The sequence below is a fragment of the Nocardia beijingensis NBRC 16342 genome (assembly GCF_001612785.1).
GTDB lineage: Bacteria > Actinomycetota > Actinomycetes > Mycobacteriales > Mycobacteriaceae > Nocardia > Nocardia beijingensis.
In genome coordinates this window covers 1-14,439 of sequence record NZ_BDBC01000080.1, presented here as the reverse complement: position 1 = coordinate 14,439, position 14,439 = coordinate 1, and the positions used below count along the sequence as shown (strand labels likewise).

13 protein-coding genes are annotated in these 14,439 nt (G+C 69.8%); 6 read left to right on the top strand and 7 right to left on the bottom strand.

Annotated elements, in window-relative coordinates:
- Positions 1–49: 49 nt before the first annotated feature.
- The gene (locus NB3_RS32715; protein ID WP_084823869.1) at positions 50–1,570 is read right to left on the bottom strand and encodes a threonine/serine exporter family protein; all 1,521 of its coding nucleotides are present in this window, start codon (positions 1,568–1,570) and stop codon (positions 50–52) included.
- A 137-nt stretch (positions 1,571–1,707) separates the two neighbouring features.
- On the opposite strand from NB3_RS32715, the gene NB3_RS32710 reads away from it, so the two are divergent.
- On the top strand, positions 1,708–2,562 hold the full coding sequence (locus tag NB3_RS32710; protein ID WP_067811105.1) for an LLM class F420-dependent oxidoreductase: 855 nt from the start codon (positions 1,708–1,710) through the stop codon (positions 2,560–2,562).
- 100 nt (positions 2,563–2,662) lie between these two features.
- Here NB3_RS32710 and NB3_RS32705 read toward each other — a convergent pair whose 3' ends face one another.
- From NB3_RS32705 to NB3_RS32695, 3 genes are read right to left on the bottom strand one after another with little or no spacing between them, the layout of a single operon-like run.
- Positions 2,663–4,297, bottom strand: a complete 1,635-nt coding sequence (locus NB3_RS32705) for an ABC transporter permease (protein WP_067811057.1) — start codon at positions 4,295–4,297, stop codon at positions 2,663–2,665.
- Positions 4,294–5,226 carry an ABC transporter ATP-binding protein gene (locus NB3_RS32700; RefSeq protein ID WP_067811102.1) on the bottom strand — a complete coding sequence of 311 codons (933 nt, stop codon included), beginning with the start codon at positions 5,224–5,226 and terminating at the stop codon, positions 4,294–4,296. The genes NB3_RS32705 and NB3_RS32700 overlap by 4 nt, the downstream gene beginning before the upstream one ends.
- Complete coding sequence (locus tag NB3_RS32695) at positions 5,226–5,879, bottom strand: TetR/AcrR family transcriptional regulator (protein ID WP_067811054.1); 654 nt, start codon at positions 5,877–5,879, stop codon at positions 5,226–5,228. The genes NB3_RS32700 and NB3_RS32695 overlap by 1 nt, the downstream gene beginning before the upstream one ends.
- A gap of 102 nt (positions 5,880–5,981) precedes the next feature.
- Here NB3_RS32695 and NB3_RS32690 point away from each other — a divergent pair, with 102 nt between their 5' ends.
- On the top strand, positions 5,982–7,934 hold the full coding sequence (locus NB3_RS32690; RefSeq protein ID WP_067811051.1) for an acyl-CoA dehydrogenase family protein: 1,953 nt from the start codon (positions 5,982–5,984) through the stop codon (positions 7,932–7,934).
- 31 nt (positions 7,935–7,965) lie between these two features.
- Here the strand turns inward: NB3_RS32690 and NB3_RS32685 are convergent, their stop codons facing one another.
- The 3 genes from NB3_RS32685 to NB3_RS32675 form a co-directional block, all read right to left on the bottom strand.
- Positions 7,966–8,862 (bottom strand): nuclease-related domain-containing protein, encoded by an 897-nt coding sequence (locus NB3_RS32685; RefSeq protein ID WP_067811048.1) that lies wholly within the window; start codon positions 8,860–8,862, stop codon positions 7,966–7,968.
- Positions 8,863–8,977: 115 nt separating this feature from the next.
- A complete protein-coding gene (locus NB3_RS32680) occupies positions 8,978–10,375 on the bottom strand; it encodes a DUF2252 domain-containing protein (RefSeq protein ID WP_067811045.1) in 1,398 nt (465 codons plus the stop codon).
- Positions 10,376–10,425: 50 nt separating this feature from the next.
- On the bottom strand, positions 10,426–12,120 hold the full coding sequence (locus NB3_RS32675) for a GMC oxidoreductase (RefSeq protein WP_067811041.1): 1,695 nt from the start codon (positions 12,118–12,120) through the stop codon (positions 10,426–10,428).
- Positions 12,121–12,338: 218 nt separating this feature from the next.
- On the opposite strand from NB3_RS32675, the gene NB3_RS32670 reads away from it, so the two are divergent.
- The 4 genes from NB3_RS32670 to ftsR all read left to right on the top strand — a co-directional run.
- A complete protein-coding gene (locus NB3_RS32670) occupies positions 12,339–12,932 on the top strand; it encodes a CDP-alcohol phosphatidyltransferase family protein (RefSeq protein WP_067811099.1) in 594 nt (197 codons plus the stop codon).
- A 42-nt stretch (positions 12,933–12,974) separates the two neighbouring features.
- Positions 12,975–13,373: a glycine cleavage system protein GcvH gene (gene gcvH, locus NB3_RS32665; protein WP_067811038.1), complete on the top strand. Its 399-nt coding sequence runs from the start codon at positions 12,975–12,977 to the stop codon at positions 13,371–13,373.
- 168 nt (positions 13,374–13,541) lie between these two features.
- Positions 13,542–14,027, top strand: a complete 486-nt coding sequence (gene odhI / locus NB3_RS32660; protein WP_040866480.1) for an oxoglutarate dehydrogenase inhibitor Odhl — start codon at positions 13,542–13,544, stop codon at positions 14,025–14,027.
- Positions 14,028–14,120: 93 nt separating this feature from the next.
- On the top strand, positions 14,121–14,439 hold a 319-nt coding region (gene ftsR, locus NB3_RS32655; protein ID WP_244892174.1), incomplete at its 3' end, for a transcriptional regulator FtsR.

The window sequence follows — 14,439 nt, the reverse complement described above, 5'->3', positions numbered from 1 at the left end:
TCGATAAGAGGTTACCGGGCCTGGGTTCGGCGCGCATGCGCCTCGCGGCTCAGTGCACGGGCGCCGATCGTCGGCGGCGCCGGACGATCGGGCGGCGCAGCGAGCCGAACCGGCGCAGTATCCGCGGCCTGCGCACGGTGCGGTCGCACCACTCGCCGAGGGTGACGCCCGCCGCGAGCGCACAGCCGATGCCGAAGGCCGACAGCAGCTGATTGCCCCCGATCAGCAGTTCGTCGTTGAGCAGCGCGTAGAGCCCGCGGTAGACCTTGAGGCCGGGAAGCAGCGGCGTGATGCCCGCGACGGCGACGACCAGCGGCGGTGTCAGCGCGCGGCGGGCCATCAGACCACCGGCCAGGCCGACCAGCGTCGCGGCGACGCCGGAGGAGATCACCGGGCCGAAACCGGCCTCCTGGATGGCGAGGAAGCAGATGATGCCCGCGGCGCCGCTGCCCGCCGCCGCGGCCAGCGCCCGCCGCTCGGCGTAGCAGGCGAGCGCGAACGCCAGGGCCGCCACCGCGCCGGCCAGGATCTTCACCGGCAGATCGGTGATGTCGCGGGATGAGGTCAGATAGACCGGCGGCACGGTGGCGTCGAGGAGATCGGCGATGCGCAGGGTGAGCGCGATGCCGGCGATGATGCCGCCGGTCATCATCATCACCTCGAGCATGCGGGCAGTGGCGGTGATCGGCGCGCCGGTTATCGCGTCCTGCACCGAGCCGACCAGCTGCAATCCACTCAGCAGCACGGTGATTCCGGCCGCGATGATCAGGGTCGGGTCGACGTCGATCCGCAGGCGCGCGGCGAGGCTCGCCAGCACGATGGCCGGGATCGCCGCGATGGCCCCGCCCACCATGTGCTGGAAGAAGAACGGAAGCCCGTAACGATTGAGAACGCGATTGGTGCGGTCGATCGCCGCGGTGGTCGCGAAACTGACCGCGGCCACGAGGGCGCCCGCACCGAGCAGCGCGGCGATCGCCGCCGCCATCAGCGACCACGCCGCGGTGGCCGTCCACCGGTGATACGGGTGCGGGGCCGAGGTGATCGCGTCCAGTGCGGCGCGGGCCTGCTGCGGCGGGACCACCTCGTTGCGGATCCGGCGGGTGAGCCGGTCCACGGCGGCGAGCCGGGTGAAATCCAGGGCGCGGTAGTGCACGATCCGCATGGTGCTGGCCGGTGGCAGCGCGGGGCCGCGGTCGGCCCAGATACGGATGGCGTCGTAGGTGACGTCGATGCTGCAACGGGACAGCCCGTAGGTGGCGGCGATGAACCGGACCGTCGTGGTGGTGTCCACCACGCCGGTGCCGGAGGCCAGCACCACTTCGCCGACCCGGACCGCGAGGTCGAGGACTTCGGCCACCCTGGCGTCGTCGGTGAGGTCGATCGGCTGCAACGGCGTCGGCGCGGTGACGATGGTGTCCGCGGTCGCCTGCCGGTCGGCGACCAGCAGGCCGACGGCCTGGGTGACGACCGGGATCGGCCGGGCGCGCCGCAGGCGAAGCCCGCGACGCCAGCCGAAGTGATCCACCCGTTCGGTGGTGGGATCGCCTACGGAAGTTGCGTCAGGACTCATGGAGGCGAACCTAGTCATCGGATGACTTCTCGGCATCCGTGCGGGTCGCGGCGGCGCGCCGGTTGTGCCCGGCCCCTTGGTGGGTCCGGCGATCCGTGGTAGAACTTGTTCTAATTTCGGCGATGGGAGCGCGTACGGTGCGGTACGGAATCGTGTTGTTCACCAGCGATCGGGGCATCACCCCCGCGGAGGCGGCGGTGGCCGCCGAGCGTGCCGGATTCGACACGTTCTATGTCCCCGAGCACACCCACATCCCCGTGGTCCGCGCCGCGGCGCACCCGCGCACCGGCGACGCGAGCCTGCCCGACGACCGCTATCTGCGGACCCTGGACCCGTGGGTCGCGCTGGGCACCGCCGCTTCGGTGACCGAGCGCATCGGGTTGTCCACCGCGGTGGCGCTGCCCGCCGAACACCATCCGATCACGCTGGCCAAGACCATCGCCTCGCTGGATCATCTCTCCGGCGGCCGGGTCAGCCTCGGCGTCGGATTCGGCTGGAACACCGACGAACTGGCGCACCACGGCGTGCCCGCGGGCAAGCGCAGGACGGTGCTGCGGGAACACCTGGACGCCATGCGTGCGCTGTGGACCGAAGAGGAAGCCCGCTTCGACGGCGAGTTCGTCACCTTCGGCGCCAGCTGGTCCTGGCCGAAGCCGGTGCAGAAGCGCATTCCGGTCCTGCTCGGCGCGGCGGGCACCGAGAAGAATTTCACCTGGCTGGCGAAGCACGCCGACGGATGGATCACCACGCCCACCGAGGACGACTTGGACCCGAAGATCGCTCTGCTGCACCGGGTATGGCGCGAGCACGAGCGCGCCGACAGCCCCGAGATCGTGGCGCTCGCCGGGCGGCACGACGCGGCGCAGTTGGCGCGCTGGGCCGAATCCGGCGTCACCGAAGCGGTTTTCGGACTGCCCGATCGGTCCGCGGAGGACGTCCGGGCCTATCTCACCCGCCTGGCGGGGAAGCTGGGAATCGAGCACGCCGGGTGACACGCTAGACGCGGCCGAAAGCGCCGTGTGTCGAGTCGAACCGCGTCCGACGCGAGTGGCCCGCGCGAAGTGGATTCGCGCGGGCCATGAAGGGGACCTGTCAGCGCAGGTCGCGGCGGCGGAAGGCGGTGATGCCGACGGCGAGCAGTGCCGCGGCGAGCGCGAGCAGCCACAGCAGCGGCTCGGCTTCGAATGCGGCGCCGGGCACCTTGGGCGGGTGGACGAACGGCACGAGATCGAGCATCCAGTGCGGCAGGCCGTCGAGCGAGCCGACGAAGAAGATCACCACCATGGCGCTGAGCACGCCCCACGCGACCGGCGCGAACCGCGGTGCGACGCCGTAGAGCGCGACCGCGATGCCCGTGACCACCCACACGGCGGGCACCTGCACGGCGGCCGCCGCCAGCGACTGGCCGAGCTTGGTGCCGAGGTCGCCGCCGGTGCCGCCGTAGACGATGCCGATCGCGACGCCGGCGATCAGCAGCGCCGCGGCGGGCCCGAGCAGCGCGAAGCCGATGTGGCTCAGCGCGTAGCGGACGCGCCCGACGGCGCCGGACAGCGTGGCCTCGACCCTGGCGCTGGTCTCCTCGTCGTGCAACCGCAGCGCGGCGGAGATCGAGTAGGCGGACGCGGCCGCGGCGAGCATCGTGATCGCGTAGGTGATGAAGGACTGCTGCAACTGCTGTGAACCGCCCATCCTGGTGACCATGTCACGGATGGACGCGCTGCCGTCGAGCATGTCGCCGACGCTGTCGACCGCGCCGCCGATCAGCAGTCCGTAGAGGGCGAAGCCGATCGTCCACGCCAGCAGGGTGCCGCGCTGCAACCGCCAGGCGAGCCCGAACGGGCCGGACAGGATCGGCGCCGCCGCGGACGGCCCAGGACGCTCGGCGATGAGCCCCGAACCGACGTCGCGGTTGCCGAGCAACGCGTACGCGCCCGCGGTGGCGAGCACGGCGAGGGCGGCGAACAGCAGCAGCACCCACCAGCGTTCCTCGGCGTACGGGCGGATCTGCAGCGACCAGCCGATCGGGGAGAACCAGGACAGCACACCGTTCCCGGCGTCACCGACCGCGCGCAGGGCGAAGGCCGCGCCGAGCGCGCCGAAGGCGACGCCGCGCGCCACCCTGGCGCCCGCGCTCACCTGAGCGGCGACCGCGGCGACCGCGGCCCAGACGATGCCAGACGCCGCTAGCGCGGAGCCGAAGGCGACCGATCCCCCGAGGGGCAGGTCGGTGCCGTAGAGCGACAGGGCGCACACGACCCCGGCGAGCACCGCGCCCGCGTAGGTCATGATCACGGTGGCGGTCAGGCCGGCGTAGCGCCCGATGCTGGTGGCGCCCACCAGTTCCGCGCGTCCGGTCTCCTCCTCGACGCGGGTGTGCCGGATCACCGTGAGCACCGTGGCGATGGCGATCATGGTGTACATGGCCCCGGCCTTCCAGGTGCCGATCGACCCGAGCGCCGAGCTGAACACCGGGCCGTACATGGCGATCAACGCGGGGCTGTCGGCCGTGGTCCGCGCGAAGCCGTCCAGGGCCGCCTGGTTGTCGTAGAGATCCTTGATGCTGACGACCTGGAACGCGGGCATCAATCCGATCAGCAGCGTCCACAGCGGCAGCACGATCCGGTCGCGCCGCAGATACAGCCGCAGCAACTGCCCGGTGCCGGCGAAGTCGCCGGAAACGCCGAAGGCCTGCGCCGCCGGGGCTCGGCCGGCGATGGCGGTGGTCATGCCCGCACCTTCTCCCCGGTGGCCGCGCCGGATTCGGCGCCGTGACCGTCGACGTGGTAGTGCCGCAGGAACAGCTCCTCGAGGGTGGGCGGCGTGCTGGTCAGACTGCGCACGCCCGCGTCGCCGAGCACCCGGATCAGTTCGCCGAGGTGCTCGTTGTCGACCTGGCAGCGCAGCGTGTGGTCGTCGAGTTCGATGTCCTCCACGCCCGGGATGCGGCTCAGATCGCCCGCGTCCCCGGTCAATTCGGCGGTGATCGACGTGCGCGACAGATGGCGCAGATCCGACAGCGACCCGCTCTCCACCGTGCGCCCGGCCCGGATGATGGTCACCCGGTCGCACAGCACTTCGACCTCCGACAGGATGTGGCTGGACAACAGGACGGTCGCGCCGCGCTCCCGCGCCTCGCGCACGCACTCCCGGAAGACCTGCTCCATCAGCGGGTCCAGACCCGAGGTCGGCTCGTCGAGCAGCAGCAGCGGAGCGTCGGAGGCCAGCGCCGCGACGAGCGCGACCTTCTGGCGGTTGCCCTTGGAATAGGTGCGCGCCTTCTTGCGGGGATCGAGATCGAAGCGCTCGATCAGCTCGTCACGCCGCCGCTCGTCGAGGCCGCCCCGCATCCGGGACAGCAGATCGATGGTCTCCCCGCCCGACAGCGACGGCCAGAGCGTGACATCGCCCGGCACATAAGCCAATTCGCGGTGCAGGGCGACCGCGTCGGCCCACGGGTCGCGGCCGAACAGCCGCGCTTGTCCGCCCGTGGCGCGCAGGATGCCGAGCAGCACCCGGATGGTGGTGGACTTGCCCGCGCCGTTGGGGCCGAGAAAGCCGTGGATCTCGCCTTCGGCGACGGTGAGGTCGAGGCCGTCCAGCGCGGTGACGTGACCGAAAGTCTTACGCAGATCGCGGACTTCGATGATGTCGGACATCACTTCTCCTTGGTGAATGTGTCCAAGATCGTGGGATCGGTGAGCAGCCCCTGGGTGTAGAACTCGAGGGCCGGTGGGGTGAGTTCTTCGCTGAGTTCGCGAATCGCCTTGCGATAGTCGATCTTCTCGTCGCGGTGCTGGCGCATCTGCATGTACAGCATCGTTGCGCCGACGTTGAGCATCATCAGGTATCGGGCGCGTGCCGCCGGGTCGCGGCTCGGTTTGATCGTGCCCGCCTCGACCGCCTTCTCGAGGTATCCCTCGGCATCGGCGGCCATGTGCTCGAACAGTGATTCCGCCATCGGTCCCCCCGCCTGCAGGCTGCGCACCATGTAGGCGACCAGCGGCGCGTACGACTCGATCTCGGCCAGGGCGTCGAGCATGCCCGTCTTCATCGACGACGCGGTGATCGCCTTGACCTTCTCGTCGCGGATCAACTGCAGCACCCGGTCGTCGCAGGCGGCCCGTAGGCCGTCCTTGGAACCGAAGTGATGGTTGACCAAGCCGGGGGAGACGCCGGCGGCTGCGGCGATCTTGCGGACTCCGACCTGGAAACCGTGTTCGCCGAACACCTCGATCGCGGTATCGCGAATGCGCGCCGCGGTGGTCAGATCCTCGGCGGATCCTTGCGGAACGGACTGTTGGTTAAACACATGTTCAGTATATTAAACACTCGTTCAACGGTCGAGCAAGACCTCGCGCCGACTTGTCCTGCGTCACGGTTTGCCGCGCGTGAACGGGGCTATCGTCGAGACATGACTAGCGGCACGGCAACGACGGCGGACCACCTTCGCGCGGCACTCGACGGACCATGGGCGGCTGTCCGGGACGAAGCCCGGACCTTGCTGGCCGGCGAGGAGTTCACCGCCGATCCCTACCTGGACTACAAGGCCGCTCGGGCGCGGGTGCTCGAGCAGATGAAGGCGATCTCCACCATGGGGTTCGCCGAGCGCGGCTTCCGCAGGGAGAACGGCGGCACCAGTGAGCCGGGCGCCGCGGTGGTCGGCCTGGAGATGCTGGCGTACGCGGATCTGTCGCTGTGGGTCAAATCGGGCGTGCAGTGGGGGCTCTTCGGTGGCGCCGTGGAGAACCTCGGCACCGAACGGCACCGCGAGTACATCGAGCGGTTGATCTCGCTCGATCTGCTCGGCTGCTTCGCGATGACCGAGTCCGGGCACGGCAGCGATGTCGCGAACCTGGAGACCACGGCGACCTACGACCCGGAAACCGAGGAGTTCGTGGTGCACTCGCCGACGCCGTCGGCGCGCAAGGACTACATCGGCGGCGCGGCCGAACACGCCAGGATGGCCGCGGTGTTCGCGCAGCTGATCACGCGCGGGGAGAACAAGGGTGTGCACTGCCTGCTGGTGCCGATCCGCGACGAGAACGGCGCCGATCTGCCCGGCGTGACCACCTACGACGACGGGCTCAAAGGCGGCCTGCCCGGCGTGGACAACGGGCGCATCGTCTTCGATCACGTGCGCGTGCCACGGGAGAACCTGCTCAACCGCTACGCCGACGTCGCTCCGGACGGCACCTACAGCTCCGAGATCGAGAACCCCAGCCGCCGGTTCTTCACCACGCTGGGCACCCTGGTCCGCGGCCGGGTCAGCGTCGGCGGCGCGGCCGCGGCGGGCGCGCGCGTGGCCTTGAGCATCGCGGTCCGCTACGCACTGCAGCGCCGACAGTTCTCCGACCCCGACACCGGCGTGGAGACCGTGCTGCTGGACTACCGCAGCCATCAGCGCCGCCTGCTGCCGCTGGTCGCGAAGTCCTACGCGCTCGCGTTCGCGCAGAACGACCTGGTGCGGCGCATGCACCTGGTGCAAACCGGCCAGAATCTCGAGCCGGGCGCGCAGCGCGCGCTGGAGAAGCGCGCCGCGGGATTGAAGGTCGCGCAGACCGCCCATGCCACCCGCGCCATCCAGGAATGCCGCGAAGCGTGCGGCGGAGCGGGGTATCTCACGGAGAACCGGCTGGTCACCCTGAAGGCCGACACCGATGTCTTCACCACCTTCGAAGGCGACAACGTCGTGCTGACCCAGTTGGTGGCGAAGGAACTGCTCACCGCCTACGCCGACGAGGTGCGCGACCTGGACGCGCTGGGCTGGGTGCGCTTCGCCGCGACCATGGCCGGTGACGTGGTGCGCAAGCGGTCCGGTGTGCGTCAACTGATCCAGACCCTGCGCGACCGCGGGGACGACTCCATCGACGAGGGCGACCTGTCGCGCCGGGTGGTGCAGTTGCAATTGTTCGCCGACCGCGAGGACTACCTGGTCCGCACCGCCGCGCACCGGCTGCGCGCCAGGGCCGAGGAGACCGGCCCGTTCGAGGCGTTCAACAACGCCCAGGACCACATCCTGGCCGCGGGCGCGGCGCACATCGACCGGCTGGTGCTCGAGGCGTTCATCGAAGGCATCTCCGACATCGAGGACCCGGCCGCGCGCGAACTCGCCGATTGGATGTGCGACCTGTTCGTCTACTCCACCATCGAGGAGAACCAGGCCTGGTACATCATGCACCGGTTCATGTCGGTGGACCGGGCCAAGGCCGTGCGCCGCGGGGTGAACGAACTGGTCGACCGGCTGCGTCCGCACGCGCTGACCCTGGTGGAGGCCATGGGCGTGCCGGAGACGATGCTGCGCGCGGCCATGCTCGACGACGCCAGCGTCTTCCAGCGCGACCAGCCGGTCCCGGCCTCGTCGTAGCGGCCCGGCCGCCGCGCTCGCGGGCGGCCGGTCAGCCCGGTCCGTACGTCGTGAGCGCGGTGACCAGGAACCACACGACCCAGACGAAGCCGATGACCATGCCGATGGCCAGCACGGTGCGCATCACCGCGCGCCCGAAGTCCAGGTCGCCGGACTCGCGCGGGTACAGCTTCCACGGGCTGTACCAGGGCGCCCTGATGACGAAGCCGGACGCCTGCGCTTCCCGTTCGGCCTGGGCGAGTTCCTCCGCGTAGGCCTCGGCCTGTGCCTGGTTGGGCCCGCCGTGCCAGAGCGTGATGTCGATCGGGCCGAGGAAGCCCTCGTTGAGCAACTCCTGCGGCGCGGGCAGGTACGGCAGGATGCCGAGACCGCGGAACGCGACAGCGACGTCGTTGGCCGTCCAGAGGAATTTCTCCTCCGTGGCGAGCGCGTCGAAATAGTGCCGCAGCCGCCTCGGGTCGTCGCCGATGATCACGTCGAAACTCGGGTCGGCCCACCGCTGTTCGAGCTTCAGCTGGGCGCCAGGCATCGGGACGAGCAGCGCGACGCCGTGCACCACCCGCTGCCCGAGGCCGCGGGCGGCCAGCCATTCCTGCAACGCGAAGGTGTGCTCGCGGGACTTGTCCAGCGGCGTGCGGCGGTCGCGGCTCTCCGTCGCCACCGGCTCGCCGTTGACGGTCCACTCGCCATTCAGCGGGACCTCCAGCACGCCGTCCTGGCGAGCGGTCAGCGCGTCGGCCTCGATCACCACGCAGCTGGTCGGGGTCCAGACCACGGCATCGAACTGGTGCAGGCGATCCTTGTGGAACAGGCTGCAGGTGATGGTCGCGACACCGTGCGGACTGTCGGGGTCCTTCCAGGTGCGCAGCCAATCGATCAGCGCCCGCTCGGCATTGGTGCCTGCGGCGTTCTGGACTCGCACGAGCATTGGCGTCCACCCTTCACGTCGGCACTCGACAGTGGACAGGATACGAGGTGCCGCAACGGATTCGCCGCGCCAGTGCCGCCCGACGGCGTGTCGGGCGCGCAGCGCGGCGGCCGGGCTAGTCCGGTTGCTCGGCGTCGATCCGGCCCGCGCGCACGGCCTCGGTCAGTTCGGCATGGTCGGCTTCGGTGCGGTCGGCATAGCGCACCGCGAACGCGGCCACCGCGTCGTCGAAGCGCTCGTCGCCGTCCAGATATCCCGCGAGCAGACGCGGGTCCAACGAGCGGGAATGGGCCCTGGCCAGCAGCGCGCCCGCCAGCCGCCCGTAGTCGTCGAGATCGTCCGCGGGCAGCTCGGCGGGATCGATGCTGCCCTTCATATTGCGGAACTGCCGGACGATGAACGGCACTTCCGCGCCGTCGCCGCCAGGGACGATGGACGTCCAGCCGAGCAGGATGTCCGACTCGGATTGAACGAGTCTGGCGCCCCGTACGATTCGCTCACCCTCGTGCCGGACGGCGGGCGTCGGCAGGAACGGGGCCAGCGCCGCCGCCGCGGCCTGCTTCACGTGCAGGACCAGCGCCTCGCCGTCGTTGCCGTGCAGCAGCGCCAGGTAGCTGTGCAGGCCGACGCTGCCGGTCCCGACGATCCGGAAGGCGATGTCGGACACCGCGAAACGGGCCAGCAGGTTGCGCCGCGACTCGGGCAGGGTGTCGGCGTAGCGCTCCAGCCCACCGATCACCGCCTCCGCGACGCGCTCGTCCACCGCCGTCAGAATCGGGGGATCGCTGACGAAGCGGTGCTTGCGGATGCCGGTCTGGTGATCCTCGAGGTGCTCGGTCCACTTGGCGACCACTTTGGCGCTGGTGTTCTTGCGCGCCTTCTTCGCCGCCTTCTTGAAGTCGTCGAGCAGGTCGTCGGCCTTGGCCCTGGCGAGCACCGACTCGTCGGGCAGCGCGCACCAAGATGTCATGAACGGCATCGCGGCCAGCTCCGCCACGGCCAGTCGATAGGAACGGGCGGCGTCGCGCGCCGCGGTGCGGCACTCGTCCTCGTCGGCGCCCCCCTCCCGCCCGGCCAGCACCAGACCGGCTGCGAGGCGCTCCAGGTCCCACTCCCACGGACCGGGCACGGTCTCGTCGAAATCGTTGATGTCCATGATGATCTCGCCGCGCGCGGTGCCGTACAGGCCGAAATTCGCCGGATGCGCGTCACCGCAGAGCTGGGCGGTGAGACCACTGTCCGGGCCACCGGCCAGATCGGCCGCCATCAAACCCGCCGCGCCACGGTAGAAGGTGAACGGCGAGGCGATCATCCGCCCGATCCGCAGCGGTATCAGATGCGGCAACCGGCCCGCGTTGCTCGCCGCGACGAAGTCGAGCACGCCCGGACGCCGGGCGCCGGTGGCCTCCCGGTCCCTCGCGACGACCGGAACCCGCTGCCGCAGCGCGCGTCCCCTGGCCAGCACCTCCTCCGCGGGAACATAGGAGCGCAGGTCGATACCACTGTCTGACACAACGGATCACGCTAGCCGGTGGCAACCGTGCGTGCCGTGTGGTGTCGGACTCACGGAGCCGGGATGCGGGGCGGCGCCGGCTCGATCGGCAACCGCAGCGCGCCCGGCGCGTCCCCGGGCACGGCGGGTCGGGCGGGCGGCACCGCGGCGATGCGCCGGTAGGGCGACCCCAGTTCCGGTCGAGGGTCGGGATCGTCGCGGTTGGGCCAGAACGCCATCGCGCGCTCGGCTTGCGCGGTGATCGTCAGCGAGGGGTTCACGCCGAGATTGGCGGTGACCGCGGAGCCGTCCGCGACGTGCAGGCCGGGATGGCCGTAGATCCGCTGGTAGGGGTCCACCACGCCGGTGTCGGGGCTGTCGCCGATCACGCAGCCGCCGATGTAGTGGGCGGTGGCCGGGATGTCGAACACGTCCATGATGAGCCCGTGGGTGTCGCCGTCGACCTTCGCGCCGAAGCGCCTGCCGATGTCGTGGGCCAGCGGGATCCAGGTCGGGTTCGGCTCGCCGGTGCCCTGCCTGGTGCGCAGCCGCCCGCGCTTGCGGAACGAGGTCAGCGAGTTGTCCAGCGACTGCATGATCAGCAGGATCACCGATTTCTCCGAGGCGTGCCTGGCGTCGAGGCTGCGCAGGAACACCAGCGGATGCAGCACGATCGCCAGCAGGAAGCGCAGGAAGCGGAACGCGCCGCCGTCCACGATGGGCACCGACATCGGGAACAGCGCGTTCTGGCCCTTGCCGTAGTGACACACCTCGACGTGGGTGTCGGGCTCCGGGTGGATCGATGAGGTGATCGCGATGCCCTCGGCGAAGTCGCGGCGGGCCCGGCTCACCACGTTGAGGATGGCCTCGGAGTTGCTGCGGGTCAGCTCGCCGAGGCGGGGGGAGAGGTGCGGCAGCACGCCGTCGTCGCGCATCTTGTGCAGCAGTTTCTGGGTGCCCAGCGCGGCGCCCGCGAACACCACCTGCTCGGCGGTGAAGGTTCTGCGTTGCTTGCGGATCCACCGGCCGGAGCGCTCGGTGTCGACGGCGTACCCGCCGCCGGGCAACGGCCGCACGGCGGTGGCGGTGGTCAGCGGGTGCACCCGCGCACCGGCCTGCTCGGCCAGGTAGAGATAGTTCGTGGTGGTGGTGTTCTTGGCGTTGTGCGGGCAACCGGTGAAGCAGCGCGCGCAGTGCACGCAGCCGTTGCGGCGCGGGCCCGCTCCGCCGAAGTAGGGGTCGTCGACCTCGGTGCCGGGATCGCTCTCGTTGAAGAACACCCCGACATCGGTCGGGTGGTAGGTGTCGGCCACGCCGAGGTCGTCGGCGATCTCCCGGATCACCTCGTCGGCCGGAGTCGTGCGCGGGTTGGGCGCGACACCGAGCATGCGCTTGGCCTGGTCGTAGTAGGGCGCCAGTTCCGCGCGCCAGTCGGTGATGTGCGCCCACTGCCGGTCGGTGTAGAAGTTCGGCAGGGGCTCGTAGAGGGTGTTCCCGTAGATCAGCGAGCCGCCGCCGACGCCCGCGCCGGAGAACACCGCGCACTTGCCGAGCAGGCTGATCCGCTGCGGACCGGTGAGGCCGAGGCGCGGCGCCCAGATCGATTTGCGGACATTCCAATTCGTGCGCGGGATGTCCTCGGCGTTCCAGCGGCGGCCCGACTCGAGCACGCCGACCCGGTAACCCTTCTCGGTGAGCCGCATGGCGCTGACACTGCCGCCGAAGCCGGAGCCGATCACCACCACGTCGTAGTCGAATGCGGACATGACTTCCTCTCGCTCCCCGGCCACACGGTGAGAAATATTTCAAATCATTCTGTCATCGCCGTGCTGTGGCGGGAACCATCCTCGCACGGGCACGCCACCCCGATATCCGGAAATTCGGCCCGTGCGGATGGCGATGACCGGGCTCGGTGGGGTATGCACGGGGCGTGACAACCGAATCGGGCACCGCCCAACCGGAGGAACGCGCCGCCGACGGCGGAGTGCGGGGCGTCTTCGCCGACCGCATCCTGACCGTCCCGAACGTGCTGAGCGTGCTGCGCCTGCTCGGCGTCCCGCTGTTCCTGTGGTTGCTGCTGATCGAGCGGGCCGATGGCTGGGCGTTCGCTCTCTTGGTCCTCAGCGGCGTCACCGATTTCCTGGACGGCAAGCTCGCCAGGCTGCTCGAGCAGTCCTCCCGGCTGGGCGCCCTGCTCGACCCGTTCGTCGACCGGCTGTATCTGGTCACCACGCTGGCGGCCTTCGTCATCCGCGGCCTGATCCCGTGGTGGGTGGCCGTGATCCTGGTGGGGCGCGACCTGGTGCTCACCGCGACGCTGTCGGTGTACAAGCGCCGCGACCTGCCCCCGCCGGAGGTGATCTACCTGGGCAAGGCGGCCACCTTCGCGCTGATGTCCGCGCTGCCGTGGCTGCTGGCCGGGCAGATGGACTGGGCCGCCGCCGGTTTCGGGCGCGCCTTCGGCGGAGCGCTGCTGATCTGGGGCACCGCGGTCTACGTCTGGACCGGCGTGCTCTACACCGCCAAAGCCATCGCGGTCGCAAGAGCGATACCGGCTGTGGGGCATCGGACGGCCTAGCCGATAGAGTTTGCGTGCAACGTTCAAACGAAAGGACGGCCTGTGACCCAGACCCCCGAGGATCTGCGCTACACCGAGGAGCACGAGTGGGTACGCCGGATCGCCCCGACCCGGGTGCGGGTGGGCATCACCGACTACGCCCAGTCTCAACTCGGTGACGTTGTGTTCGTGCAGCTGCCCGAGACGGACGCGGACGTGGCCGCCGCGGACAGCATCGCGGAGGTGGAGTCGACCAAGAGCGTGTCCGACATCTACGCGCCGCTGAGCGCGAAAGTCGTTGCGGTGAACGACAAGCTGACCTCGGAGCCGGAGACGTTGAACACCGATCCCTACGGTGACGGGTGGCTGTTCGAGTTGGAGGTCGGCGATGCGGCGAGTCTCGACGCGACGCTCGGTGAACTGCTCGATGCCGCAGGTTATCAAGGAGTTATCGGGGGCTGAGGCAGCCTTCCCAGTTCTACCTGCACGGGTGTGGCCCGGCAGGGTACGGTCAATGCCAACAGATGCACCCGGCGGCTGCGCCGGGAATCTAGAGACTCGACGGCAGGTCGTGGTGCCAGAGGCATCACCTGCTTGCATGGATAATCAGGTTCGAGGAGGAGAGAAACGGTGAGCGAGAACAAAGACCCGGGTTACGGGGAGACCGCGGCCGAGACGACGTCGGTCTTCCGCGCGGATTTCCTGAACGAGGTCGACGCGTCGCGCTCCGGAGAGCCGACCGGCGAGCAGCCGGTCCAAGGGGTCGAGGGTCTGCCCGTTGGCGCGGCCCTCCTGGTCGTCAAGCGCGGCCCGAACGCGGGCTCGCGATTCCTGCTGGATCAGCCGACCACGTCGGCGGGGCGCCACCCCGACAGTGACATCTTTCTCGACGACGTCACCGTCAGCCGCAGGCACGCCGAGTTCCGTCAGGACGACGATTCCTTCCAGGTCGTCGACGTGGGCAGCCTGAACGGCACGTATGTGAACCGGGAGCCGGTGGACTCCTCCGAACTGCAGAACGGTGACGAGGTCCAGATCGGCAAGTTCCGGCTGGTGTTCCTCACCGGACCGCGCGCCCAGGTGTCCGACTCGTCGGCGGGCGCGGGGAGTCTATGACAGCGTCGGCGCCGGGTCGCGCACTCATGAAAGGCTCGGAGTCATGAAGGACCTGGCGCTGTGACCGGTGCGGCGCAGTGGGCACGCGGAGGGATGTCGATCGGCTCCGTGCTCGACCTGCTGCGCCCCGACTTTCCCGACGTCACCATCTCCAAGATCCGCTTCCTGGAAGCGGAGGGCCTGATCCGGCCGGAGCGGACGCCTTCGGGCTACCGCAGGTTCTCCGTGGCGGATGTGGAACGGCTCCGGTTCGTACTGACCGCGCAACGCGACCAGTACCTGCCGTTGAAGGTGATCAAGGAACAGCTCGAGGCAATCGACAGCGGGGCGGCGACGCTCGGCGTGCGGGAAGCCCGCGCCCGAGCGCACTCCGTCCGGCCCGGTGCGCCGGAATCCGGGCGTGGCGCGCCCG